Origin of the sequence: Streptomyces davaonensis JCM 4913 (assembly GCF_000349325.1) — a bacterium.
GTDB lineage: Bacteria > Actinomycetota > Actinomycetes > Streptomycetales > Streptomycetaceae > Streptomyces > Streptomyces davaonensis.
The window spans coordinates 2078738-2103118 of sequence record NC_020504.1 but is presented as its reverse complement, the minus strand read 5'-3'; the positions used below and the strand labels follow the sequence as shown (position 1 = coordinate 2103118).

19 protein-coding genes are annotated in these 24381 nt (G+C 70.1%); 8 read left to right on the top strand and 11 right to left on the bottom strand.

The features are described 5' to 3' along the window. Position 1: 1 nt before the first annotated feature. The 6 genes from narI to BN159_RS09205 form a co-directional block, all read right to left on the bottom strand. On the bottom strand, positions 2 to 724 hold the full coding sequence (gene narI, locus BN159_RS09230; RefSeq protein ID WP_015656676.1) for a respiratory nitrate reductase subunit gamma: 723 nt from the start codon (positions 722 to 724) through the stop codon (positions 2 to 4). After that, positions 721 to 1215, bottom strand: coding sequence for a nitrate reductase molybdenum cofactor assembly chaperone (narJ, locus tag BN159_RS09225; protein WP_015656675.1), 495 nt, complete (start codon positions 1213 to 1215; stop codon positions 721 to 723). Before narJ ends, narI begins: the two co-directional genes overlap by 4 nt. Beyond that, positions 1215 to 2813, bottom strand: a complete 1599-nt coding sequence (narH, locus tag BN159_RS09220; protein WP_015656674.1) for a nitrate reductase subunit beta — start codon at positions 2811 to 2813, stop codon at positions 1215 to 1217. The genes narJ and narH overlap by 1 nt, the downstream gene beginning before the upstream one ends. Beyond that, complete coding sequence (locus BN159_RS09215; RefSeq protein ID WP_015656673.1) at positions 2813 to 6481, bottom strand: nitrate reductase subunit alpha; 3669 nt, start codon at positions 6479 to 6481, stop codon at positions 2813 to 2815. The genes narH and BN159_RS09215 overlap by 1 nt, the downstream gene beginning before the upstream one ends. A gap of 92 nt (positions 6482 to 6573) precedes the next feature. Beyond that, the gene (locus tag BN159_RS09210) at positions 6574 to 7353 is read right to left on the bottom strand and encodes an SAM-dependent methyltransferase (RefSeq protein WP_015656672.1); all 780 of its coding nucleotides are present in this window, start codon (positions 7351 to 7353) and stop codon (positions 6574 to 6576) included. A gap of 62 nt (positions 7354 to 7415) precedes the next feature. Then, the gene (locus BN159_RS09205) at positions 7416 to 8279 is read right to left on the bottom strand and encodes a helix-turn-helix domain-containing protein (protein ID WP_015656671.1); all 864 of its coding nucleotides are present in this window, start codon (positions 8277 to 8279) and stop codon (positions 7416 to 7418) included. A gap of 246 nt (positions 8280 to 8525) precedes the next feature. On the opposite strand from BN159_RS09205, the gene BN159_RS09200 reads away from it, so the two are divergent. After that, positions 8526 to 8951 carry a hypothetical protein gene (locus BN159_RS09200; protein WP_015656670.1) on the top strand — a complete coding sequence of 142 codons (426 nt, stop codon included), beginning with the start codon at positions 8526 to 8528 and terminating at the stop codon, positions 8949 to 8951. Here the strand turns inward: BN159_RS09200 and BN159_RS09195 are convergent. Next, a complete protein-coding gene (locus BN159_RS09195) occupies positions 8933 to 9733 on the bottom strand; it encodes a helix-turn-helix domain-containing protein (protein ID WP_015656669.1) in 801 nt (266 codons plus the stop codon). The two genes, BN159_RS09200 and BN159_RS09195, sit on opposite strands and share 19 nt — an antisense overlap. Before the next feature lie 118 nt (positions 9734 to 9851). Between BN159_RS09195 and BN159_RS09190 the strand changes: the two genes are divergently transcribed. Both BN159_RS09190 and BN159_RS09185 read left to right on the top strand, forming a co-directional pair. Continuing rightward, positions 9852 to 10157 carry a 4a-hydroxytetrahydrobiopterin dehydratase gene (locus tag BN159_RS09190; RefSeq protein ID WP_015656668.1) on the top strand — a complete coding sequence of 102 codons (306 nt, stop codon included), beginning with the start codon at positions 9852 to 9854 and terminating at the stop codon, positions 10155 to 10157. A gap of 7 nt (positions 10158 to 10164) precedes the next feature. Further along, a complete protein-coding gene (locus tag BN159_RS09185) occupies positions 10165 to 10908 on the top strand; it encodes a class I SAM-dependent methyltransferase (RefSeq protein ID WP_015656667.1) in 744 nt (247 codons plus the stop codon). Here the strand turns inward: BN159_RS09185 and BN159_RS09180 are convergent. Beyond that, positions 10877 to 11353 carry a hypothetical protein gene (locus tag BN159_RS09180; protein WP_015656666.1) on the bottom strand — a complete coding sequence of 159 codons (477 nt, stop codon included), beginning with the start codon at positions 11351 to 11353 and terminating at the stop codon, positions 10877 to 10879. The genes BN159_RS09185 and BN159_RS09180 overlap by 32 nt on opposite strands. After that, a complete protein-coding gene (locus BN159_RS09175) occupies positions 11350 to 11829 on the bottom strand; it encodes a hypothetical protein (protein WP_015656665.1) in 480 nt (159 codons plus the stop codon). The genes BN159_RS09180 and BN159_RS09175 overlap by 4 nt, the downstream gene beginning before the upstream one ends. 40 nt (positions 11830 to 11869) lie before the next feature. Between BN159_RS09175 and BN159_RS09170 the strand changes: the two genes are divergently transcribed. From BN159_RS09170 to BN159_RS09160, 3 genes are all read left to right on the top strand, one after another. Continuing rightward, a complete protein-coding gene (locus BN159_RS09170; protein ID WP_015656664.1) occupies positions 11870 to 12808 on the top strand; it encodes a helix-turn-helix transcriptional regulator in 939 nt (312 codons plus the stop codon). Between the two features lie 41 nt (positions 12809 to 12849). After that, positions 12850 to 14727: a rhamnogalacturonan lyase gene (locus BN159_RS09165; RefSeq protein ID WP_015656663.1), complete on the top strand. Its 1878-nt coding sequence runs from the start codon at positions 12850 to 12852 to the stop codon at positions 14725 to 14727. A gap of 82 nt (positions 14728 to 14809) precedes the next feature. Beyond that, positions 14810 to 15478 (top strand): hypothetical protein, encoded by a 669-nt coding sequence (locus tag BN159_RS09160; RefSeq protein ID WP_015656662.1) that lies wholly within the window; start codon positions 14810 to 14812, stop codon positions 15476 to 15478. A gap of 43 nt (positions 15479 to 15521) precedes the next feature. Here the strand turns inward: BN159_RS09160 and BN159_RS09155 are convergent, their stop codons facing one another. Together BN159_RS09155 and BN159_RS09150 are read right to left on the bottom strand one after the other, a co-directional pair. Next, complete coding sequence (locus tag BN159_RS09155) at positions 15522 to 18176, bottom strand: cellulose binding domain-containing protein (protein WP_015656661.1); 2655 nt, start codon at positions 18174 to 18176, stop codon at positions 15522 to 15524. Positions 18177 to 18366: 190 nt separating this feature from the next. Next, complete coding sequence (locus BN159_RS09150) at positions 18367 to 21285, bottom strand: glycoside hydrolase family 48 protein (RefSeq protein ID WP_015656660.1); 2919 nt, start codon at positions 21283 to 21285, stop codon at positions 18367 to 18369. Positions 21286 to 21640: 355 nt separating this feature from the next. On the opposite strand from BN159_RS09150, the gene BN159_RS09145 reads away from it, so the two are divergent. Then, on the top strand, positions 21641 to 23356 hold the full coding sequence (locus BN159_RS09145) for a glycoside hydrolase family 6 protein (protein WP_015656659.1): 1716 nt from the start codon (positions 21641 to 21643) through the stop codon (positions 23354 to 23356). 136 nt (positions 23357 to 23492) lie between these two features. Further along, the gene (locus BN159_RS09140) at positions 23493 to 24380 is read left to right on the top strand and encodes a class I SAM-dependent methyltransferase (protein ID WP_015656658.1); all 888 of its coding nucleotides are present in this window, start codon (positions 23493 to 23495) and stop codon (positions 24378 to 24380) included. Position 24381: the final 1 nt, after the last annotated feature.

The window sequence follows — 24381 nt, the reverse complement described above, 5'->3', positions numbered from 1 at the left end:
CCTAGGACCCGGCCCGCTCCCAGCCCCGCCGCTCCGGGCGCGGACCGAGCTGCTCCGGGTCCCGGGTGCGGTACACCACGTACGGCCGGAACAGATACTGCACCGGCGCGCTGAACATGTGCACCAGCCGGGTGTACGGCACCAGCGCGATGAGCGCCATGCCGATCACCGCGTGCACCTGGTACAGCACCGGGACGCCTTCCATACGGTCGATGTCGGGGCTCAGCGTGAACAGGCTGCGGGCCCACGGGGCGATGGAGTGGCGGTAGTTGTAGCCGTCGCCCGAGGCGTGGCTCAGCTTGGCGACCATGCCCATCACGATCGCCCCGACCAGCACCAGGTACATCAGCTTGTCGTTGGCCGTCGTCGCCCGGAACACCGGCGCCCGGGTCCGGCGGCGGTACACCAGCAGCGCGATCCCGACGACCGTGAGGATCCCGGCGGCGGTTCCGCCGTACAGGGAGAACAGGTGGTAGGTGTGCTCGCTGACGCCGACGGAGTCCGTCCAGGACTCCGGGATGAACAGGCCGACGACATGGCCGACCAGCACGAACAGGATCCCGTAATGGAAGGCGGGCGAGGCGATGTTCAGCAGCTTCGACTCGTACACCTGTGAGGAGCGGGTGGTCCAGCCGTACTTGTCGTAGCGGTAGCGCCAGATCAGTCCGGCGACGAGCAGGGCGAAGGCGACGTACGGCAGGACGCCCCAGAGGAGTGTGGTCATCGGCGCACCCCGGTGCATGCGGTCGGCAGCGTGGCGCACACGGCGTCCAGGACGGAGGCGTACGGCGTGCCGAAGTCGGTGAGCCTGGTGCGGAGTTGCTCCAGGCCGTCACGGTGCTCGGTGAGCAGGTCGGTGTTGCCGGTGCGGGCCGCGAACTCCAGCACCGCGGGCAGGAAGTCGGGCAGCTCCTCGCCGCTGAACTCCAGGCCGTGCTCGCGGTAGACCTCCTTGAAGCGGACCAGCGACATGCCGCGCCGCCGGGTGTCGCCGTCCCGCCACCAGCTCAGGTACAGGCTGTGCCGGTTCCTGAAGTCGAAGACCCGCACATAGTGCGCGGCCAGCTCCTGGGCGTCCGTCACCGCCGCGTGGTCGGTGAACTCCCGTAGCTGCGGGGCGGCTTCGCGCAGCAGCGGGAGCCGGGCGCGGAAGTCGTCGTCGGGGTAGGTCAGGCAGAGCGCGGCCGCCTGGTAGAACACCGCGTCCGAGGGCATCAGGTCTCCTCCGTGTCGTCCGAGGTCTGCCGCTTGCGCAGCACGTGGAAGTTCTCCACGGACACCACCGGCAGCAGCTTGCGCCCTGCCGAGTCCTGGCCGAACGGCCCGTCGCCGCCCATACCGGGCCCGCCCTCGTAGTCCAGGCTGCATCCCTCCGGCAGCGCGGACTCCTCCAGTCGGCGCGCGTCGCCCATGGCGGCCGTCGGGATCACATACCGGTCGTCGTACTTGGCGATGGCCAGCAGCCGGTACATGGCCTCGATCTCGCCGGGCTCCATGCCCACGGCGGCCGGGAGCGCGGGATCCGGCTCCTCACCGAGGTTGAGGGCGCGCATGTGGGAGCGCATCGCGGCGAGCTTCTCCAACGAGGCCCGCACCGGCCCTACGTCACCCGCGGTGAAGACCTCCGCCAGATACTCCAGCGGGATGCGCAGGGTGTCGATCGCGCCGAACAGGTTCCCCGCGTCCTCGCCGTCGTGCCCGGACTCCGACAGCGCGTCCACCACCGGCGACAGCGGCGGGATGTACCAGACCATCGGCATCGTGCGGTACTCCGGATGCAGCGGCAGCGCCACCCGGTACTTGCTGATCAGCGCGTGCACGGGGGAGCGGCGGGCCGCCTCCAGCCAGTCGTACGGGATCCCGGCGCTCTCCGCCGCCCGCCGCACCTCCTCGTCCTCGGGGTCGAGGAAGACGCCCAACTGGGCCTCGTACAGCGCCTTCTCGTCCTTCACGGACGCGGCGGCCGTCACCTTGTCGGCGTCGTAGAGGACGACCCCGAGATAGCGCAGCCGCCCCACGCAGGTCTCCGAGCAGACCGTCGGCAGTCCGACCTCGATGCGCGGGTAGCACAGGGTGCACTTCTCCGCCTTGCCGGTGCGGTGGTTGAAGTACACCTTCTTGTACGGGCAGCCGGTCACGCACATCCGCCAGCCGCGGCAGCCGTCCTGATCGACCAGGACGATGCCGTCCTCGGCCCGCTTGTACATCGCGCCGGACGGACAGGAGGCCACACAGGACGGGTTGAGGCAGTGCTCGCAGATGCGCGGCAGATAGAACATGAAGGTCTGCTCGTACTCGAACCGCACCTTGTCCGAGGCCTGTTGCCGGGTTCGCTCCACCATGGGGTCGAGGTCGCCGTAGGCCGGGGCGCCCGCGAGGCTGTCGTCCCAGTTGGAGGACCACTCGACCTTCGTCGGCTTGCCGTCGAGCTGCGAGAGGGGCCGGGCGACCGGATAGTCGTCGCCGAGCGGGGCGTCGGTGAGGTTCTTGTAGTCGTACGTCCAGGGCTCGTAGTAGTCCTTGATCTCGGGGAGCTCGGGGTTGGAGAAGATCCCGGCGAGCTTGCGCAGCCGCCCGCCCGCCTTGAGCTTCAGCGCGCCCCGCTTGTTCAGCTCCCAGCCGCCGCGCCAGCGCTCCTGGTCCTCGTAGCGGCGCGGATAGCCCTGGCCGGGCCGGGTCTCGACGTTGTTGAACCAGACGTACTCCATGCCCCGCCGGTTGGTCCACGCCTGCTTGCAGGTGACCGAGCAGGTGTGGCAGCCGATGCACTTGTCGAGGTTCATCACCATGGCGATCTGGGCCATCGGACGCATCAGTACTCGACCTCCTGGCCGCGGCGGCGGATCACCGTGATCTCGTCGCGCTGGTTGCCCGTCGGGCCCAGGTAGTTGAACGCCCAGGACAACTGGGCGTAGCCGCCGATGAGATGGGACGGTTTGAGGATCAGACGGGTGAGGGAGTTGTGGATGCCGCCGCGCAGGCCGGTCGTCTCCGTCTTCGGCACGTTCACCGTGCGCTCCTGCGCGTGGTGCATGTAGACCGTGCCGGCCGGCATCCGGTGCGAGACGACCGCACGGGCCACGACCACGCCGTTGCGGTTGACCGCCTCGATCCAGTCGTTGTCGGCGACGCCGATCGCGTCGGCGTCCTGCGGGGACATCCAGATGTTCTGGCCGCCGCGGGAGAGCGCCAGCATGAACAGGTTGTCCTGGTACTCGGAGTGGATGGACCACTTGTTGTGCGGGGTGAGATAACGGACCGTCACTTCCCGGCTGCCGTCCGGGCCGATGCGGGGTTCGCCGAACAGCTTGTTCATGTCCAGCGGCGGCCGGTACACCGGCAGTGCCTCGCCCAGTTCGTGGATCCAGTCGTGGTCCAGGAAGAAGTGCTGGCGCCCGGTGAGGGTGTGCCAGGGCTTGAGGTGCTCGGTGTTGAGCGTGAACGCCGTGTAGCGGCGCCCGCCGGACTCGCTGCCCGACCACTCCGGCGAGGTGATCACCGGCACCGGAGCGGCCTGGGTGTCGGCGTACGTGACACGCTTGCCCTCGTGCTCGGCGGCCAGGTGGGCCATCTCCTGCCCGGTGCGGGCCTCCAGGGTGTGGAAACCCTGGGTCGCCAGGCGGCCGTTGGTGGTGCCGGACAGGGCGAGGATGGTGTTCGCCGCCTTTACCGCCGTGTCGAGGGCGGGGCGGCCGTCGAAGCCGACGCCGTTGAGGTGCCGGAGGTGCTCGACCTCCTCGTCCGGCCTCAGTGCGATTCCCTTTGCGGGCAGGCCCAGTTGCTCGACCAGCGGGCCGAGCGAGCCGAACTTCGCCCCGATCTTCGTGTAGTCGCGCTCCACGACCACCAGGTTCGGCATGGTCTTGCCGGGCACGGGATCGCACTCGCCGCGCTTCCAGTCCCGCACCACTCCGCCCGGCTGGGCGGTCTCGGCGGGGGTGTCGTGCTGGAGCGGCGCGGCCACCAGGTCCTTGCGCACCCCGAGATGGCCCTCGGACAGTTCGCTGAGCTTCTCGGCCAGCGCCTTGAAGGTGTCGAAGTCGGTGCGCGCCTGCCACGGCGGGTCGACGGCCGGGGAGAAGGAGTGCACGTAGGGGTGCATGTCCGTGCTGGACAGGTCGTGCTTCTCGTACCAGGTCGCGGCGGGCAGTACGACGTCCGACAGCAGGGTGGAGGAGGTCTGCCGGAAGTCCAGCGACAGCAGCAGGTCGAGCTTGCCCTCGGGTGCCTCCTCCCGCCAGGTCACATCGCGGGGTCGTTCCTCCGGCCGCGCCTCCGCGGCGCTGAGCGAGGACTGGGTGCCCAGCAGATGCCTGGTGAAGTACTCGGCGCCCTTCGCCGACGAGCCCAGCAGGTTCGCCCGCCACAGGGTCAGCACGCGCGGCCAGTTCTCCGGCGCGTCCGGGTCCTCGCAGGCGAACTTCAGCGTGCCCGCCCGCAGTTCGGCCACCGCCTTGGCCACCGGATCGCCGAACGCCTCGCCCAGCTCCAGCGGATTGCGGTCGAAGGTCGGATACGACGGCATCCACCCCGAACGCGCCGACAGGGCCAGGCAGTCCGCGCCCGTCATGCCCTCGAAGCGGCCCTCGCCGAGCGGTGAGGCGAGGACATCGGCGGTGAACCGGTCGTAGCGCCACTGGTCGGTGTTGAGGAACCAGTACGCGGTGCCGATCATCTGGCGCGGCGGGCGGGACCAGTCGGACCCGGCCGCGAGAGTGGCCCAGCCGGTCACCGGGCGGCACTTCTCCTGGCCGACGTAGTGCGCCCAGCCGCCGCCGTTGCGGCCCTGGCAGCCAGTGAGCTGGAGCAGCGCGAGGAAGGCGCGGTAGATCGTCTCGGAGTGGAACCAGTGGTTGGTGCCCGCGCCCATCAGGATCATGCAGCGGCCCTTGGAGCGCTCGGCGGTCCGCGCGAACTCCCGGGCGATCTTCACGCACTTGGCCGCCGGGACGGAGGTGTGCGCCTCCTGCCAGCCGGGCGTGCCGGGCGAGTCCGCGTCCTCGTAGGAGGAGGGCCAGTCGCCGGGCAGACCGGGCCTGGCCACCGCGTACTGGGCGAGCAGCAGGTCGTACACGGTTGTCACCAGCGGGCCGTCGGCGCCGCCGAGGCGGGTGGCGGGGACGCCGCGGCGCAGGACATCCCCCTGCCCCTCTCCGTTGTCGAAGCGGGGCAGCAGCACCTCGACGCCGGTCGCGACCTGGCTGCCGTGCAGGCTCAACTGGGGTCGGATGTCGCCGAGTTCGAGGTTCCAGTCGCCCTTGCCCGACTCGGTCCAGCGGAAGCCCAGAGAACCCTTGGGGACGACCGCGCGGCCGGTCACCTCGTCCAGGACGACCGTCTTCCAGTCGGCGCCCTCGCCGCCCTGGCCCAGGTCGGAGGCGCGCAGGAACTTCCCCGGCACATGGGCGCCGTCCCGCTCGGTGAGCGTCACCAGGAAGGGCAGGTCGGTGAACTTCCGTACGTAGTCGGTGAAGAACGGTGTCTCGCGGTCGACGAAGAACTCCTTCAGCACCACATGGCCCATCGCCAGGGCCAGGGCACCGTCGGTGCCGGGGTGCGGGTGCAGCCACTCGTCGGCGAACTTGGTGTTGTCGGCGTAGTCCGGCGACACCACGACGACCTTCTGGCCCCGGTAGCGGGCCTCCGCCATCCAGTGCGCGTCCGGGGTGCGGGTGACCGGGACGTTCGAGCCCCACATCATCAGATACGCCGCGTCCCACCAGTCGCCCGACTCCGGTACGTCGGTCTGGTCGCCGAAGACCTGCGGGGAGGCGACCGGCAGATCGGCGTACCAGTCGTAGAACGACAGCATCGGGGCGCCGATCAGGGAGTGGAAGCGGGCGCCCGCCGCGTGCGACACCATCGACATCGCGGGGATGGGGGAGAACCCGGCGATGCGGTCGGGGCCGTACGTCTTGATCGTGTGGACGTGTGCGGCGGCGACGAGCTCCACGGCCTCGTCCCAGTTGGCGCGCACCAGTCCGCCCTTGCCGCGGGCCTGCTGGTAGCGGCGGCGGCGCTCGGGGTCGCTCTGGAGGTCGGCCCAGGCGAGGACGGGGTCCTTGAGCCGGGCCTTCGCCTCCCGGTACATCTCCAGCAGGACACCGCGGATGTACGGGTAGCGCACGCGGGTGGGGGAGTAGGTGTACCAGGAGAAGGCGGCGCCGCGCGGACAGCCGCGGGGCTCGTACTCGGGGCTGTCGGGGCCGACGCTCGGGTAGTCCGTCTGCTGGGTCTCCCAGGTGATGATGCCGTCCTTGACGTACACCTTCCAGCGACAGGAGCCGGTGCAGTTCACGCCGTGCGTGGAGTTCACGACCTTGTCGTGGCTCCAGCGGTCCCGGTAGAAGGAGTCCGCCTCGCGACCGCCGGTCAGCTCGATGCTGTGCAGATCGGGTGCGGGGGTGCCGGGCCGGAAGAACCTGCCCGCCTTCAGCAGCGCCGCGCCGGGCTCGGTGGGCGGTATCTGGGTGTCGGTCACGTGCGCTCCCTTGCTTGCCCGTGGTCTTGAACCTAGGGCGGAGCGAGGGAGCGCACCTTTTCACGGCACCCGTACGGGTCAGGGTTTGCAGGTCACGGCTTGCGGGCGACGCCCGCGTACACCGGCACGATGCCCTCGGCCTGGGCGGCCACGTCCTCCGGCTCGGGACGCCACCCGGTCACCGGGATCACGCCGGGGCCGAGCAGCTCCAGGCCCTCGAAGAAGCGGCTGAACTCGGCCAGGGAGCGGGGGTGGAAGGGCGTGCCGCTGCGGCGGAACTGCTCGGCGGCCTTCTCGATCGCCTCGGGGCTCAGGTCAGGGGTGACCTGGGACAGCACCAGGAAGCTGCCGGGCGCGAGGGCGGCGACGTACTTCTTCAGCAGGCCGTGGGCCTCCTCACCCAGGTAGTGGGTCAGCGCCACCAGCGACAGGGCGATCGGCTGGTCGAGGTCCAGGTGTACGGCCGCCTGCCCGAGGATCGTGTCGGGGTCCCGGACGTCCGCGTGCAGATAGTGCGTGGAGCCCTCGGCGGAGCTGTGCAGCAGCGCCTCCGCGTGCCGCAGCACGATCGGGTCGTTGTCGGCGTACACCACCTTCGAGTCGGCGGCGACCGACTGGGCCACCTGGTGCAGATTGGGCTCGGTCGGGATGCCGGTGCCGATGTCCAGGAACTGCCGGATCCCCGCCTCGGCGGCGGTCCGGGTCGCCCGGTGCATGAACCGGCGGTTGGCGCGCGCCCCGCGCAGCACCGTGCCGTCCACGGCGAGGATCCGCCGGGCCAGCTCCTCGTCCACCGGGTAGTTGTCCTTGCCGCCCAGCCACCAGTCGTACACCCGGGCCGGGTGCGGCCGGCTGGTGTCGATGTCGGTCATACGGTGTGCGCTCCTCGGGGGTCGTGAATCCGGGTCGTGTGTGCGGGGTCGTGCGTGCGACGTCAGAAGTCCGCGCGGCGCTCCCTGAGGAGCTTTCTCGTGCGGTCGGCTGAGGCGGCACCCGTGGACATGTGGTCCAGGACCTCCAGATGCGCCGCGACCTCCGTGCGGGAGTCCAGGTACAGCGCGCCGGTCAGATACTCGGTGAAGACCATGTCCGGCAGTTCGGGCTCGGCGAACCGGAAGAGGGTGAAGGGCGCATAGGTGCCGGGGTGCGGGCCGCGGGCGAACTCGGCGATCTGAAGCGTGACCTGGTCCCGGTCGGCGAACTCCAGCAGCCGGTCGAGCTGTTCGCGCATCACCGACGTGTGGTCGCTCACCGGCCGGCGCAGCACCGTCTCGTCCATGATGACCCAGATGTGCGGCCGGTCCGGGCCCTCCAGCAGCCGCTGCCGCTCCATGCGCAGGGCCACATGCCGCTCTATGGACTCCGGCCCGGTCTGGCCTATCGTCCCCGCTTCCAGTACGGCGCGCGCGTAGTCCTCGGTCTGGAGCAGGCCCGGCACGAAGTGCGGCTCGTAGGAGCGGATCATCCGCGCCGCGCCCTCCAGGCTCACATACATGCTGAACCAGTCCGGCAGTACGTCGCGGTACCGCTGCCACCAGCCCGGCTGGTTCGCCTCCTCGGCCAGCGAGACGAAGGCCGTCGCCTCCTCCTCGGGCACGCCGTAGGTCTCCAGCAGCACCTGTACGTACGGGATCTTCAGGGCGACGTCGGCCATCTCCATCCGCCGTACCGTCGCCGAGGCCACTCGCAGGACCTTCGCGGCTTCCTCGCGTTTGAGTCCGGCCGCCTCCCGGAGCTCCTGAAGCCGCTTGCCGAGCACCACCTGGCCCACGGTCGGCGCAGGCCGCCGCTCACTCACGCCACGCCTCCCCTACGCGCCGAAGTACCCGTGCAGTGTGCCACGTTCCGCTTGCGCTCTCACAGGTTCGGCGGTGAGGCGCTCGCCACTGCCGGGCCCGGCATTACCCGGGAGGTAATCGACCAGGCACGACGGGCGCGCGATCGTTGAGTCACCGGGCTCCGGGTCGGCGCACTCCGATCCGGAACCCGCCTGCCACTGCCCCGGTTCCCGTTTCACAACCGACCCGACGGAGGGTGATTCGTCATGTCCGCAACCCAGCTTGCCGTGCTTGCCCGGACCTCCGACCCGCGGACCGTGCTGCGCCGGTTCCTCGCCCTCGACGCCGTGGTGACCGGCGCCAACGCCCTTGCCTACCTTGCCGTTTCCGGTCCGTTGGGCGACCTGTTCGGCGTCGACCGGGCGCTGCTGCTCGAACTCGGCGTGTTTCTGGCCGTGTACGCCGGTGCCGTGGGCTGGCTCGCGTCCCGCCCCGAGCCCGCCGTCCTCCCCGTTCGGGTGGTGATCGAGGCCAACTTCGCCTGGGCCGCGCTCAGTCTGGTCGCGCTCGCGGTGTGGCTGTCGCCGACCACCACCGGCGCGGTGTGGACGGTGCTCCAGGCGCTCACCGTCGCCGGCTTCGCCGCGCTCCAGCACCTGGCGCTGAAGGCACGTCAGGGCATGAGTGACTGAAGGTACTTGACCGTCGCCGGGTCGGCCGGGAGCAGAGTCTCGATGGCCAGCTCGGCGACCGTCACGTCCATCGGGGTGTTGAAGGTGGAGATCGAGGAGATGAACGACAGCGTCCGGCCCTCGTGCTCGATCAGCATCGGGAGGGCGAAGTAGGGGACGGGCTCCGCCGGTTCCTCGCTCGGGTCCTCCTCCGGCACCGGGTAAGCCGCCACCTCCTCGTACAACTGCCGCAGCGGCTCCGAGCGGTGCAGGGCGATCTGCCGTTCCATCTGGGCGAGCAGGTGGCCGCGCCACTCACGGAGGTTGCGGATGCGCGGCGCCAAGCCCTCCGGGTGGAGGGTGAGGCGCATCGCGTTCAGCGGGGGAGCGAGCAGCTGCTCGGGGATGTCCTCCAGCAGCATCAGGATGCCCCGGTTGGCCGCCTGCACGTTGTACATGGCGTCCACCACGATCGCCGGGTACGGCTCATAGCCCTGGATCAGCCGCTCCATGCCCGCGCGCACCGCGTCCATCGCCGGGTCGTCGAGCGGGGTCTGCGAGTAGCGCGGCGCGTAACCGGCCGCCAGCAGAAGGGCGTTGCGCTCCCGGACCGGCACCTCCAGATGCTCGGCGAGCCGCAGCACCATGTCCTCGCTCGGCCGGGAGCGGCCCGTCTCGATGAAGCTGATGTGCCGGGCGGAGGAGTCGGCGCGCAGCGCCAGTTCCAGCTGACTGACCCGGCGCTGCTCCCGCCAGGCCCGCAGCAGCGGGCCGACGCCCCGGTCGGTGGGAGTGGTGGTCATGCCACGACGGTAGTCGACGAATCGCCATATCCGGCATGCCGCCCCTTCTGACCAGGGCTTCGGCGGTCCCCCTGTGGCAGTCTGGAAGGGAACCCCCAGCCCCGGAAGGAGCGGCGTCATGGCCGTCGAACCGCTGTCGCAGAAGGAGATCGAGGACCGCCTCGCGGAACTGCCGGGCTGGTCGCTCGACGGGGACCGCCTGGCCCGTGGCTACCGGCTCCCCTCGCACTTCGCGGCCACCGCGCTGGTCGTGCACATCGCCCAGGTCCAGGACGAGCTCGACCACCACTCCGACCTCACGCTCGGCTACAACAAGGTCGCCCTGACCGTGAACACCCACAGCGTGGGCGGCGCGGTCACCGAGAAGGACTTCGAGCTGGCCGCCCGGGTGGAGGCGCTGGCTCCGGGACACGGGGCCGAGTGAGGGGCGCGTGCTCGACTACGACAAGGAAGCCGACGTCTACGACTCCTCGCGCGGCGGTGAGCCCCGGGCCGCCGCCGCGGCCGACGCGGTGCTCGGCCTGGTGCCGGACGGTGCCCGAAGCCTCCTCGACGTGGCCTGCGGCACCGGCATCGTCACCCGGCGGCTCGCGGCGGCGCGGCCCGCGCTGCGGGTGACGGGCGCGGATCTGACGTACGGGATGGCCCGGATGGCCGCCGCGCGGCTGCCCGGAAGGGTGGTGTTGGCGGACAGCCGGCGGCTGCCGTTTCCCGACGGGACGTTCGACGCGGTGACCAGTGTGTGGCTGCTGCACCTGCTGGACCGGGGCGACGACATGGGCGCGGTGGTCGCCGAGTGCGCCCGGGTGCTGCGGCCCGGCGGGGTGTATGTGACCACTGTCGACAAGGCCGCCGCCCATGACGTCGGCAGCGACATCGACGCCGTGCTCGCACCGCGCCCGCGCCGGGACGCACCGGACGCCTCGGCCCGCGTCGAGGCCCGCGCCGCCGAGCAGGGCCTGGACCTCGTCGGCGGCGCGAGCTTCACGGGCCTCGGTCAGGGCCGCAGCCCCCGTGGCACCGCGGCCGATCTGCGCCGGGGCTGGTTCACCCAGCTGCCGCCCGGCGCCCCGCTCACCGAACGCTTCGCCGCCGAGCTGGAGGTCCTGCCGGACCCGGACCGCCGCCGTCCCGACCCGGTGTTCAGCCTGCGGGCGTTCCGGAAGCCCGGGTGAACTCCATGACCCAGTTGGTCAGCCAGCTCTCCCCCTCGTCGGGGGAGAACGCCTGCTCCCAGCGGGCCGTGGTCGCGGAGATGCCCGACCACACGAACCGCACCCGCACGTCCTTGCCGTCGTGCGTGTCGTCGCCGTGGAACGCGCCGCGCTCGCCCTCGAAACGACCCAGTACCGGCGGGAACAGCTTGCCGCTCCTGCTGGAGGACCAGCTGAGGGACCACTGCTTCGTCTCGCGGTCGAACAGGCGCAGGGTCAGCCCCTTCGAGCCGAGGCGCGGCATGTCGATCTCGTCGATGTTCGCGGCACCGTCGAACAGGCTCCAGCAGCGCGAGGAGCCCGTGAACTCCTCCCAGTCGCTGTCCGGGTCGAGGAAGTCGGTACGGCGGCGGTGGGCGACCTGCCAGTCGCCGTGGAAGAAGTCGAAGTCGTGCGCGGTGCTCATGAACGGTCTCCTGTGGTGCCTTCGGGCAGGGAATCGGCCAAGTAGGCCTCGATGTCGGGGGTTTCGGGCGCGAGGATGTGCCGCACCCAGGCGTCCCGCTCGTGCAGGATCGGCGACAGCTCCCAGACGCAGCCGATCCAGGGCAGCTCGGGGGTGATGAAGTGCGCCGGGTCGAGGTCCGGGCAGCCGAGCACCGGCTGGCCCGCCGCCGCGCCCCGGAAGTGCAGCACGTTGTCCCACACCCAGCTGTAGGCGTTGAGATAGGCGCCGTCGTCGCCGCCCCGGTGCAGCACGACGAAGGTCGCCGCGGGTGTGCCGTCCGGCTCGGGCAGCAGCTTGGGCAGGATCGTGTACGCCGCCTGCGCCACCTCCGGCGCGATGCCCGCCGGGTCGGTGGTGACGTGGTAGCGCTTGATCCGTCGGCCCGCCACCTCGATCGGTGGCGGAACAGTCAGCAGTTTCTCCGTGAAGGGCATGCCCCGCACGTTAGGAGGGCTTCACTGACATCCTGTGTCAGTGAAGTCCAGCCGTCTCGTCTCGATCCTCCTGCTGCTCCAGACCCGGGGCCGGATGACCGCAGCCCAGCTCGCGGAGGAGCTGGAGGTCTCCGTGCGCACGGTCTACCGGGACGTGGAGGCGCTGAGCGCGGCCGGTGTGCCGCTGTACGGCGACGCCGGGCACGCGGGCGGCTACCGCCTGCTGGACGGCTACCGCACCCGCCTCACCGGGCTGACCGCCGACGAGGCCGAGGCCCTCTTCCTCGCCGGGGTCCCGGGCCCCGCCGCCGAACTGGGCCTCGGCTCGGTGCTCGCCGCCGCCGAGCTGAAGGTGCGCGCCGCGCTCCCGGTCCAGGCCGACCGGATCAGTGCCCGCTTCCATCTCGACGCCCCCGGCTGGTACGCCGACGGCGACGAGACCCCATTCCTCCCGGCGGTCGCCGACGCCGTGTGGAACAGCCGGGTCCTGCACATCCTGTACCGGCGCTGGCGTGAGCCCACCGACGTCGAGCGCCGCCTCGAACCGTACGGACTGGTCCTGAAGGCGGGCCGCTGGTACGTCGTCGCCGGACCGGGCCCGCGCACCTTCCGCGTCGACCAGATCCTCCGACTGACGGCCTCCGGCGAGGAGTTCGGCCGCCCCGAGGGCTTCGACCTGGCCGCCTACTGGACCCGGTACCAGCGCGACTTCCACGACCGGCTGCACCGGAGCGAGGCGGTGGTCCGGCTGGCTCCGGGCCGGACCCTCCCGAGCGCCCGCGACCTGCGTACGGAGCCCGACGGCTGGACCCGCGCCACCGTCCCCATCGAGTCCGTCGACCACGCGCACGGCGAGTTCCTGCGCCTCGGCACGGACGTAGAGGTGCTCCAGCCCGCCGAACTGCGCGCGAGGATCGCCCGAACCGTCGCCGAACTGGCCGGAAAATACGGCAACTTCACGGATGACGGCGGCGACTGAGGGGGAACGGAACCCATCCGTCCTCCCAGGAGGTACGTCTCATGATGCACCCGCACAGGCACCGCAGACGACACAGGGCCGTTCTCTCCGCGCTCGGCGCCACGGCCGCGCTCATCGCCGCCGGACTCACCTCGCTGACCGGCGCCGGCCCGGCCGAGGCCGCCACCGCACGCCAGGTCGAAGCGCTCGACCGGGGCGTGGTCAGCGTGTACACCGGCAGCGGCAACCTGGTCGGCTGGCGCTGGCTCGGCACCGACCCCGACAGCGTCTCCTTCAACCTCTACCGGGCCGGTACGAAGGTCAACGCGACGCCGATCACCGGCTCGACCAACTACTTCCACTCCGGCGCCCCCGCGCACGCCGACTACACGGTCCGCGCGATCGTGAACGGCGTGGAGCAGGGCGACTCCGTCCACGCGATCCAGTTCCGCACCGGATACAAGGACGTCCCGATCTCCCCGCCGGCCGGCGGCACCACACCCGACGGCGTCGCCTACACCTACGAGGCCAACGACGCCTCCGTCGGTGACCTGGACGGCGACGGCGCCCTCGACCTGGTCCTGAAGTGGCAGCCCACCAACGCCAAGGACAACTCCCAGTCCGGCTACACCGGCAACACCGTCGTCGACGGCATCAAGCTCGACGGCACCCGGCTGTGGCGGATCGACCTGGGCCGCAACATCCGCTCCGGCGCCCACTACACGCAGTTCCAGGTCTACGACTACGACGGCGACCGCAAGGCCGAGGTCGCCATGAAGACCGCCGACGGCACCGTGGACGGCGGCGGCACGGTGATCGGCAGCTCGTCGGCGGACCACCGCAACTCCAGTGGGTACGTCCTGTCCGGGCCCGAGTACCTGACCATGTTCAACGGGCGGACCGGCCGGGCGATGCAGAGCGTCGACCACGTCCCGGCACGCGGCACGGTCTCCTCCTGGGGCGACTCCTACGGCAACCGCGTGGACCGCTTCCTGGCGGGCACCGCCTACCTCGACGGCTCCCGGCCCTCGCTGATCATGGCGCGCGGCTACTACACCCGTACCGTCATCGCCGCCTGGGACTGGCGGGGCGGCTCCTTCACCCGTCGCTGGACCTTCGACACCAACTCCTCCACCAACTCCGGCAAAGGGTACGACGGTCAGGGCTCGCACAGTCTGTCCGTCGGGGACGTCGACAACGACGGCAAGGACGAGATCGTGTACGGCTCGATGGCCGTCGACGACAACGGCAGCGGGCTGTGGACCGCGAGGACCGGGCACGGCGACGCCCAGCACCTCGGAGATCTCGACCCGTCCACCACGGGCCTGGAGTACTTCAAGGTCTCCGAGTCGACGTCCCAGCCGGCCGAGCTGTACCTCAACCCCGCGAACGGCGCGGTCCGTTGGAAGCTCGCCGCCTGCTGCGACAACGGGCGCGGTGTGGCCGGGGACATCCACGCCGGGAACGACGGCGCGGAGATGTGGTCGGCCTCGGACAGCAGCATCAGGGACGAGGCCGGTGCCACCAAGGGGCGTGAGCCCTCGTCCGTGAACTTCCTGTCCTGGTGGGACGGGGACACGGTCCGTGAACTCCTCGACGGCACCCGGATCGACAAGTACGGCACCTCGTCGGACACCCGGCTGCTGACCGGCGCGTCGGTCCACTCCAACAACGGCACCAAGGCGACACCGTCGCTCTCCGGCGACATCCTCGGCGACTGGCGCGAGGAGGTCATCTGGCCGACCAGCAGCAACACGGCCCTGCGGATCTACTCGACACCGCACGAGACGAGCACGAAGATCACGACCCTGCTGCACGACACGATGTATCGCACGGGTCTCGCCTGGCAGAACACCGCCTACAACCAGCCCCCGCACCCGAGCTTCTTCCTCGGCAACGGCATGGCCACGGCTCCGCGGCCCGCGGTGTACGCGCCCTGAGCACAGTTTCATCACGTGATCTACACATTTCATGACTCCCCAGGGAAGATTCACTTTTCAGCACCACTTCCCTGGGGGGATCATGAGTCAGCAGTTCACGCCGCCGCCGATGCCCGGATACGGGCCGCCGGTCGCGCCCCCGCCGCCGAAGGGGCCGCGCACGGCCCTGATCGCCACGGCCGCCGCCGTGGTCGCCGCGGTGATCGCCTCCGCCGTCACGGCCGGCGTCAGCGGCGACAGCGAGGCCAAGCCCGCGCCCACGGTCACCGTCACCAAGACGGCCCCGGCCGCCGAGGGCGAGGGCGAGGGCGGCGCGGAGTCGGACGCCGGATCCGAGCCCGCCGCCGAGGAGGCCGGCAGCGGCGACGCCTACAGCCTCACCGACACCGTGGCCTACGAGAACGACGTCGAGGTCAGCCTCTCAGGGTTCGGTCGCGGAGTGTCCAGCGACTACGCGGCCCCGGAGAACACGCCGTACGTGAAGTTCACCATCAAGGTGGTCAACAACTCCGACGCGACGGTCGACGCCAACCAGATGACCGTCAACTGCGCCTACGGCGACGAGGGCAAGGAGGGCGAGGCAATCTACGACGACGGTCTCGACGGCCTCCCCGACACCCGCATCCTGGCGGGCCGTTCGCTCTCCGTGCCCTGGGCCTGCGAGCTGCCGAAGAAGGAGATCTTCCTCCAGGTCGAGGTTTCGCCCGACTGGGAGTCGGAGGAGTCGATCTTCGCGGGGGACGTGAAGTGACGAAGAGGGGCGCGCCGACCCAACGGCACGCGCCCCTCGGGGTTCAGCTCACCGTGCAGGACCGGTCGCCCACCTTGAAGGCCGTGGGCTCGGAGTTGGTGCCGGTCCAGTTGCCGGTGAAGCCGAAGCTCACCGAACTGCCGGGCGCCACATTGGCGTTCCAGCCCACGTTCTTCGCCGTGACCGAGGAACCCGACTGCGTGTGCTCGGCGTTCCACATCTGGGAGATCGTCTGTCCGTCGGGGAAGGACCAGGCGAGGTTCCAGCCGGACCAGGCGCTCGTACCGGTGTTGGTGAGCTGCACATCCGCCTGGAAGCCGCCCTGCCACTGGTTGGTGACCTGGTACGTCACCGCGCAGGCGCCGGTCGGCGTGGGATCGGGATCAGGATCCGTGCCGCCGCTGTCGGAGGAGTCGCCGTAGATGACGCCCCGGCCGTTGGTCGCGACGTACACCCGCCCGTAGACCCGCGGATCACCGGTGATCGCGGCGCCCGTCCAACCCCACTGGTGGGCATCGTCGTTGATCCGCGTCCAGGTCGCCCCCTGGTCGGTGGAGCGGAAGATGCCGCGCACCCCGCCGATCTTCGCGCTGGTGTAGAGCGTCTGGTACGACGCCCCCGGCGCCGCCTTGCCGAAGCCGATGGTGTCGGCCTGCTCGACGTTCGACAGCTTGGTGAAGCTCGTACCGCCGTCGGTGGAGTGCCACAGCCCGTACGCGCCGTCACTCGCGCCGCCCGCCAGCCACACATCGCCCTTCGCGCCCGGCAGCGCCTTGAAGCGGACGCTGTCCCCGCTCGGCAGGCCGGTCGCGGCGGAGGCGGTGAAGGTGGCGCCGCCGTCCGTACTGACGTAGAACTTCCCGGACTTGAAGCCGTAGAAGACCTTGGGGTCGACGCGGTCGGACTCCACGATCGCGCCCGGCGGGATACCGGAGGAGGCCGACCAGGACGTGCCGAAGCCGGTCGTGTGGTGCACCCCGGCGCCCTGCGGACTCCACACGAACCGGCTGCCGTCCGCCGCCGCGGCGACCGTGCCGCCACCGGAGACCCCCGAAGGGTCCGCCCCCGCGAACCAGTTGGCGCCGTTGTCCGTCGAGAACGCGATGTGCGGACCCGAGTCCAGATTGCCCACCCGGACGACGGTGCTCGGGTTGGACTCCGCGAAGTCCAGACTGGTCGTCGAGGTGAAGTTCGGCTGGGTGTACATCATCGCCGGCACTTTGGTCAGATCCGTGTGCCGGAAGCCGCCGATGTCACCGAGCGCGCTGAGCAGGGGCGCCCCCGATGGCGGCGAGGCGAGGTCGTTGACCGCCGTCTCCTCCAGGCCCTGCACCATCGGCTTGATGGTGAACCGGGTGTCGCTGTCCCAGTTGGTGAGGTTCTCGGTGCCGTAGATCGTCGCGCCCGTGCCGTACATCATGCGGGACGAGTTGAACGGGTCGATCTCCAACGCCTCGGTCATCCAGCCGAGTTTGGGCGTCTGCTCCGGCGGCGCCGGATTGGCGTTCCAGGTCAGCCAGGGCGAGGAGGAGACGTCCATGGTGTAGCGGTTGGCGCGGTTCGGGTACGACGTGTAGTCCCACGCCTTGGTCCAGGTGGCGCCGCTGTCGGTGGACCGGAAGAGCTGGGTGTCCGGCCACCAGGAGCTGTAGGCCGTCGCCATGACCGTGCCCGGGTCCTGCCGGTCGACGGTCAAGCCGCTGAACCCGTAGTAGGTGTCCGCCTCCGCCACCGGGCTGATGTCCGTCCAGGCGCCCGTCGCCGTCGCGTACCGCCACAACTGGCCCTTGCCACCGTCGTAGGGGCCGCCCTTGTCGCTGTACGACAGGTACAGATAGCCGTTCTCCGCGTCCAGGACGCCCTTGTGGGCGAGATGGCCGGTGGGCTGACCGGCGACCCGGCTCCACGTCGCGCCCGCGTCCGTCGAGCGGTACACCGCGTTGTCCTTGTCGGCGACCCCGACGTAGATCGTCCGCGTGGCGTTGCCCGAGGTGCCGGTGGACTCGTCGAAGGTGACCCAGACGATGCCCTGGTTGTCGGAGGCGTAGCCACTGGTGTCGCTCGGATCCTGGACGTAGTTGCCGACGTTGGGGAAGTTCGCCACCTGCGCCCAGCTCGCCCCGGAGTCCGTCGACCGCCAAAGCCCCTTGCCGCTCGGCGCGCCCAGGTACAGCACGCTGTTGCGGTTCGGGTCGACCGCCAGGCGCTCGCCCATGCCCCGGCCGGGCATGTTGCCGCCCAGCTTGAACGGCAGGTTCGCCTTCTGCCAGCTGGCGCCCCGGTCGGCGGAGCGCAGGACCGCGCCGTTGCCCGGGTCCCAGCTGTTGGTGTACGTGCCGACCGCCGCGTACACCTTGTCCGGGTCGACGGAGTCGGAGGCGAGGCTGACGACTCCGGTGTGGCCCCAGTCGTCCCAGCCCACCGAGTCCAGCAGCGGCGTCCAGGTCTTCGACGACTCCACCCAGCGGTAGGCGCCGCCGATGTCGGTGCGGGCGTAGGCGAGATTCTTCTCGGTGCGGTTGAACACGATGCCGGGGACGAATCCACCGCCGTCGATCCGGGCGTTCTTCCAGGTATAGGTGTCGGCGGCGATCGACACCGGCGACTCGTCGGGCTCGGCCGCCAGCGCGGGCGGCGTGCCCGCGAGCAGCCCGGCCGCCAGCGCCAGGACGGCCGTGAGGATGCGGGTTCTTCGCACGGGGAGTCCTTTCCGGGGGGTGGGAGGACAAAGAGGTGGAGCTGACAATGGCAAGCGCTTTCTCAATGGGGCGAGATATGCCGGGCGGCCCCCCGTGCGGGAGGGGACCGCCCGGCTGTCCGGCCTCGCCGTCAGGTGACGAGGCCATGTGCGCGGAGCTCTTCAGGCGCTGTTGAGCGCCCGGCGGGGGCTATTCGAGCAGCTCCGCGTACGAACCCATGGCCAGGGCGATGTCCGCCTGGGCCCAGAACCGGTGGTACGTGAACGAAGGCACCGCTCCGCCCGCCAAGTACGACTCGATCTTCGACCACGCGGGGTCGTCCTCGTAGAAGGAACGGATCGACTCGAACGTGGACGACGCGTTGATCGCGTCCCCGTTCGGCATCGTCCCGGTCCAGCCACTGGGGACGTAGACCGAGTCGTCGAAGCGGTTGTAGTCGGCGCGGTTCTCCGGGACGGCGATGCCGAGGGCGTCCTGGTGGTTGTCCCACATGCCGTCCAGCAGCGCCTTCGCCGTCGTCGCCGCCTCGGTGTCACCGGAGCGGTCGGCGTAGTACGTCAGGGTCTTGGCGTACGCGGCCGCCACACCGACGTCGTTGGTGTAGTCGGCGACGGTGACGTGCAGGCCCGCGTTCGAGCCGGGGCTCGTGGCGTTCCAGGTGTCGGGCTGGCCCGACCACTGGAGCGTCGACGGGATCTGATACGTGCCGTCCGGGTTGATCGTGGTGTGCTCCAGCGCCCAGTCGACCCACTTGTCGAGGACCGTCTTTGCGGCGGCGTTCCCCGTCTGCTGGTAGTACTCGGCCACCCGCTCCATCGACCACGCCTGGAAGCCGAACCACTGGTTGGACGGCGGGTCGTGGTAGACGGGCTTCTCGTCGTAGTACATGCCGTAGAAGGTCGACTTGCCGGCCGGCGGGGTCGCGTAACGGCCCGCCCAGCTGTTGGTCGCCCCGCCCGCGATCGCGCCCTCGCTGGACTGGAGCCAGCGGTAGAACTCGATCTGCCGCTCCAGGGACTTGGCCCAGTCCGCCTGTCCCGTCGCCGACTTCGGCTTCAGGTCGGCGTAGTTGGCCAGCGCGTACGCGGCCATCGGGTTCTGGTAGCCGCCGTGTGCGTGGCTGGAGCCGATGCGCCAGGCCCAGCCCGCCGAGGTGTCGGTGGCCCCGCCCCAGGCGTAATACCAGGAGAGCAGGTAGAACGAGGAGTCCTTGCCGGTACCGGCCGGGCAGGCCGACGGACCGACGCAGTTGCCCACCTTCTTGAAGTACTTGTCGTACATGGCGTAGCGCAGATAGTCGCCCATCTTCGCGGCCTTGGCGACGGTCGCGGAGATGTCGCCGCCCTTGCCCTGCGCGTCGGCCCACTTGTCAGCCCAGTAGGCGGCCTGCACCGCACGCGCGTCGGCGTCCGGGGCGTTGGTGAACTTCCACTGCTTGGCGTAGGAGGAGTCACCGGTGAACAGATCCAGATACCCGTTCGTGCCGCCGTACTTGAAGGCGTCGCACGTCGGCTGCGGCACCGTCTCCCACACCGACTCCTGCGCGCCGCGCTGGAAGGTGTTGATGTACGACGGACCGGTGTCCGACGGGCCCGCCTCGCACTTGCCGGGCGAGTTGCCGTAGCCGTAGACGTTGTCCACGTCCTGGAGCCAGTGCATGCCGTACACGTCGTCCGTGCCGTACGCGCTCTTCAGCTCGGCCGCGATCGGGTCCGGGCCGACCGAGACACCGGTGTCGAGCCTGGCCGGGTACTCGTTCGGAGTGTCCAGCTCGGGCGCGTAGGTCGCCGGCTTCGAGGCGTTGTAGAAGGAGTTGGTCGGCTGGTCGGCGTGGGTGGGGATCATGTACTTCTCCATGATCTCCCAGGCGCCGTTGAACTTGGTCCAGTCGCCCGTGACCTTGCCGTACATGGCCTGGAGCCACAGCAGATAGCTGTACGCCTCCGACGTGGTCTCGTGGCCGTGGTCCGGAGCCTCCACGATCAGCGTCTCCACCGAGTGGTACGGGATGCCCTCGGGGGAGAAGTAGCCGTTCGCCGGGTTGGTGATCTTCCCGTACAGCTCCAGGAAGCGGGCGTCGTACTCACCCGACGCCTCGACCTGGGTGACGGTCACCGCGGCCTTCGCGTGGCCGTTCGCGGTCGACTCGAAGGTCGCCGCGCCGGTCCCCGAGGAGTCGGCGGTGATGGTCACGCGCTGCGTGGTGTTCCAGTTCGACGGGGTGAAGGTGAGCGAAGCCCCGCCGGTCACCGACAGACCCGTGTTCCCGCTCGCGCGGGCGGTGGTGACGGTGACATTGGAGGACGGCTGGGTCGACAGCTTGATGTCGTACGTGCCTGTCTCGCCCTGCTGCACGGCCAGTTGGGTCGTCGAGGCCACCACGGCGGGACCCGAGGCGACCGTGATGCCGACCGGCGTGGACTCCGCGGACGCGCCGAGGCTGTCGTACGCCTTCGCCAGCAAGGAATGACTGCCCACGGTCAAGCTGGAGACGGAGAGCGAGTAGGGGGCGCTCGTGTCCGTGCCCAGCAGCGTGGTGTCGTCGTAGAACTCGACCTTGCTGATGGTGGCGTTGTCGGCGGCCGCCGCGGTGGCCGCGAGCGGCACCGCGTCCCCTTGCGAGTAGACCGCGCCCGCGGCCGGGCTGGTCAGCACCGTGATCGGGGGCTGATGGGCGCCGGTGCAGGTGGTGCCGTTGATCGCGAACGAGGTCGGGGCTGCGTTGGTGCCGCTGTAGCTGAACTGCGCCCCGGTGGAGACCGCGGCGCCCGCGGCGATTCGCCCGTTGTAGGAGGCGTTCTGCACGGTGATGTTCTGGCCGGACTGCGACCAGGTGCCGTTCCAGCCGTTGCTGAGCCTCTGGTTGCCCGTGTAGGCGTAGGTCAGGGTCCAGCCGTCGATCACGTCGGTGCCACGGTTGGTGATGGTCACGTCGGTGGTGAAGCCGGAGCCCCAGTCGTTCGTCTTGTAATCGACGCTGCACTGAAGCGGCGCCGCCTGCGCGGGCGTCGTGCCCGTCGCGAGCATCGTGAAGGGAAGCGCCAGAGCGGCCACGACGGCGGTCCACGCGCGCCGTACCGCTCTTGGCTTACGGGGTGGGGGATGCATGTGCTGGTTCCTCCTCGCGGCTCGGAGAAGTCAAGGCTTGAACCAGTGGGAGCGCTCCCATAGTGGGGAGGGGGGTGCGAGGGGTCAAGGGGCTTGAAGAGTCGAAAAGATTCGATGCGTGCGATTAATAAAAGTCGGCAACTCCCCTGTCCTTTACCGTCACTTGGCGCTAACTTCGTTGACACCAGTGGGAGCGGTTCCATCAGTCGACGCGTCCGTCACGGCGCGCTGATCTGCAAGGAGTCGCTCAATGCGCCACCCCCCGCGTTCAGTACTTTTAGCCGTCGCCGGGCGGCCTTCGGGCAACTCCTCTCCGTTTCGAAACCCCGCTTCGACACGAAGGACACCCGCACTCATGAGTCGTACCAGAACCGCGATGCTCGCTGCCCTGGCGCTGGTCGCCGGGGCCTCCGGGACATCGCTCGCCGCCGTGCCCGCCGACGACGTCGGCACCGCCGCGGTGCCCTGCACCGTCGACTACAAGACGAACGACTGGGGCTCCGGCTTCACTGCCTCCGTCACCGTCACCAACAACGGTGCCGCCAAGAGCAGTTGGGCGGTGAAGTGGTCGTACGCCGGTAACCAGCAGGTCACCAACGGCTGGAACGCGAAGATCACCCAGAGCGGTACGGCCGTCACCGCCGCCAACGAGAGCTACAACGGCAGCCTGGGCACCGGAGGTTCGGTGAGCTTCGGCTTCAACGCCTCCTACAGCGGCACCAACGCGATCCCGGGCACCTTCACGCTGGACGGCGTCACCTGCAACGTCGACGACGGCGGCACCGACCCGGACCCCGATCCCGATCCGCAGCCGGGCAACCGCGTGGACAACCCGTACTCCGGGGCCAAGGTCTATGTGAACCCCGAGTGGGCCGCGAATGCCGCCGCCGAGCCGGGCGGCAGCCGCGTCTCCAACCAGCCGACCGGTGTGTGGCTGGACCGGATCGCCGCCATCAACGGCGTCAACGGCGGCATGGGCCTGCGCGACCACCTCGACGAGGCGCTGACCCAGAAGGGCAGCGGCGAACTCGTCGTCCAGCTGGTCATCTACAACCTGCCCGGCCGCGACTGCTCCGCCCTCGCCTCCAACGGCGAGCTGGGCCCGACGGAGATCGACCGCTACAAGACCGAGTACATCGACCCGATCGCCGCGATCCTCGCGGACCCGAAGTACGCCGGGCTGCGGATCGTCACCGCCGTCGAGATCGACTCGCTGCCCAACCTCGTCACCAACACCGGAAGCCGCCCGACGGCCACCCCCGAGTGCGATGTGATGAAGGCCAACGGCAACTACGTCAAGGGCGTCGGCTACGCGCTCAGCGAGCTGGGCGACGTGCCCAACGTCTACAACTACGTCGACGCCGGCCACCACGGCTGGATCGGCTGGGACGACAACTTCGGTCCCTCCGCCACCACTTTCAAGGAGGCGGCCACCGCCGAGGGCGCCACGGTCAACGACGTGCACGGCTTCATCACCAACACGGCCAACTACGGTGCCCTGAAGGAGGATCACTTCACGATCGACTCCACGGTCAACGGCACCTCCGTCCGCCAGTCGAAGTGGGTGGACTGGAACCGCTACGTGGACGAGCAGTCGTACGCCCAGGCCTTCCGCAACCAGCTGGTCTCGGTCGGCTTCAACTCGGGCATCGGCATGCTGATCGACACCTCCAGGAACGGCTGGGGCGGCAGCGCCCGGCCCACCGGACCCGGCGCCACGACCAGCGTGGACACCTTCGTCGACGGCGGCCGCTACGACCGCCGCATCCACCTCGGCAACTGGTGCAACCAGTCCGGAGCGGGCCTCGGTGAGCGTCCGAAGGCCGCCCCCGCCGCCGGGATCGACGCCTACGTCTGGATGAAGCCCCCGGGTGAGTCCGACGGGTCCAGCTCCGAGATCCCGAACGACGAGGGCAAGGGCTTCGACCGCATGTGCGATCCCACGTACACGGGCAACGCGCGCAACGGCAACAACATGTCCGGCGCCCTGCCGAACGCTCCGCTTTCCGGGCGCTGGTTCTCCGCCCAGTTCCAGCAGCTGATGCAGAACGCCTACCCGCCGCTGTCGTAGGCGGCTGACCTGCCGGGGCCCGGTACCGCCGGGCCCCGGCACCCACCCCGCCTTTTTGCGGTTACGGCAATGGCGTTTGCCTCTCGCCGGTGCGTCGGCGCACGCTGGTCGGCACCCGGAGGAGAGGCTGGCCACCATGGCGCACGATCACGCACACCAGCACGCGCATCACCACGATCACACGGACATCGACTGGGCCGACATGGCCGAGCACCTGGAGACGCAGGCCGAGCTGTTCACCCCGCTGCACGAGCACGCGCTCGCCTGGCTCGGTGGCAAGCAGACCGAGCCGGGCCTGATCGTCGACGCGGGCAGCGGGCCCGGCGTCGTCTCCTGTCTGCTCGCCGACTCCTTCCCCGGGGCCCGGGTCGTCGCCGTGGACGGCTCCGAGCCGCTGCTGCACCTCGCCCGCGAGCGGGCGGAGCGGCTCGGGGTCGCGGACCGCTTCGCCACGCTGACCGGGGAACTCCCGGACGCCATGGCCGATCTGGACTACCCCGCCGATCTGATCTGGGCCAGCCAGAGCCTGCACCACCTCGGCGACCAGCAGGCGGCCATCCGGGCCTACGCCGAGCGGCTCGCGGTCGGCGGCACGCTCGCCCTCGTCGAGGGCGGACTGCCCACCCGCTTCCTGCCGCGCGACTTCGGCATCGGACGGCCGGGCCTGGAGGCGCGGATCGACGCGGTGCAGGCGGACTGGTTCGCCGACATGCGGGCCGCGCTGCCGGGCAGTGTGTCGGTGCCCGAGGACTGGCGGGCCATGATGAGCGCCGCCGGTCTGAAGCCCTCCGGCACCCGCACCTTCCTGCTGGACCTGCCCGCCCCGGCGACCGACCGGGCGCGTGCCGTCGCCGCCGCCACCTTCGGCCGGGTGCGCGAGTCCCTCGGCGACGTTCTCGACGCCACCGACCGCGCCACCCTGGACCGGCTCCTGGACCCGGACGACAAGGCGAGCGTGCACCATCGCCCCGACCTCTACGTCCTGACCGCCCGCACCGTGCACACCGCCGTCCGTACCGGCTGAC

Coding starts and splice junctions, on each gene's coding strand:
- narI (WP_015656676.1), bottom strand. CDS start 724: ATGACCACACTCCTCTGGGGCGTCCTGCCGTACGTCGCCTTCGCCCTG.
- narJ (WP_015656675.1), bottom strand. CDS start 1,215: ATGCCCTCGGACGCGGTGTTCTACCAGGCGGCCGCGCTCTGCCTGACC.
- narH (WP_015656674.1), bottom strand. CDS start 2,813: ATGCGTCCGATGGCCCAGATCGCCATGGTGATGAACCTCGACAAGTGC.
- BN159_RS09210 (WP_015656672.1), bottom strand. CDS start 7,353: ATGACCGACATCGACACCAGCCGGCCGCACCCGGCCCGGGTGTACGAC.
- BN159_RS09200 (WP_015656670.1), top strand. CDS start 8,526: ATGTCCGCAACCCAGCTTGCCGTGCTTGCCCGGACCTCCGACCCGCGG.
- BN159_RS09195 (WP_015656669.1), bottom strand. CDS start 9,733: ATGACCACCACTCCCACCGACCGGGGCGTCGGCCCGCTGCTGCGGGCC.
- BN159_RS09190 (WP_015656668.1), top strand. CDS start 9,852: ATGGCCGTCGAACCGCTGTCGCAGAAGGAGATCGAGGACCGCCTCGCG.
- BN159_RS09180 (WP_015656666.1), bottom strand. CDS start 11,353: ATGAGCACCGCGCACGACTTCGACTTCTTCCACGGCGACTGGCAGGTC.
- BN159_RS09175 (WP_015656665.1), bottom strand. CDS start 11,829: ATGCCCTTCACGGAGAAACTGCTGACTGTTCCGCCACCGATCGAGGTG.
- BN159_RS09165 (WP_015656663.1), top strand. CDS start 12,850: ATGATGCACCCGCACAGGCACCGCAGACGACACAGGGCCGTTCTCTCC.
- BN159_RS09160 (WP_015656662.1), top strand. CDS start 14,810: ATGAGTCAGCAGTTCACGCCGCCGCCGATGCCCGGATACGGGCCGCCG.
- BN159_RS09150 (WP_015656660.1), bottom strand. CDS start 21,285: ATGCATCCCCCACCCCGTAAGCCAAGAGCGGTACGGCGCGCGTGGACC.
- BN159_RS09145 (WP_015656659.1), top strand. CDS start 21,641: ATGAGTCGTACCAGAACCGCGATGCTCGCTGCCCTGGCGCTGGTCGCC.
- BN159_RS09140 (WP_015656658.1), top strand. CDS start 23,493: ATGGCGCACGATCACGCACACCAGCACGCGCATCACCACGATCACACG.